The organism is Streptococcus suis (assembly GCF_002964045.1).
Taxonomy (GTDB): domain Bacteria; phylum Bacillota; class Bacilli; order Lactobacillales; family Streptococcaceae; genus Streptococcus; species Streptococcus suis_U.
Genome location: NZ_POPB01000600.1, coordinates 1 through 273 on the forward strand (window position 1 = coordinate 1; position 273 = coordinate 273).

At 45.1% G+C, this 273-nt stretch carries 1 protein-coding gene; it reads right to left on the reverse strand.

Going from position 1 to position 273, the window contains the following annotated elements; all coding sequences use genetic code 11:
- The coding region (locus C1E99_RS13075) for a hypothetical protein (protein ID WP_153060268.1) at window positions 1-273 on the reverse strand (273 nt) is incomplete at both ends.

The window sequence follows — 273 nt, forward strand, 5'->3', positions numbered from 1 at the left end:
TCAGTTGTTCACTGACTGCTCCAATAATTCCTCCTAAGCTTGGTGCCGCCTGTAAGACAGCCTTGACCCCCGCGTAAAAATTGGAGTGATTTTTCAAGATAGCTTCTAAACTAGACTGGCGAGCCTGTTTGCCTTTCAACTGATCCAGCAAATCAAACAAGCGACCTTGCTCAGCCTGATAAGCAGTCTGGGCTTGATCCAATTCTGTTTTTTGGGTCTGATAGCTCTCAAGTAACTGGCGTAAAACCTGATCAGCTTCTTCTAAACTTTTCC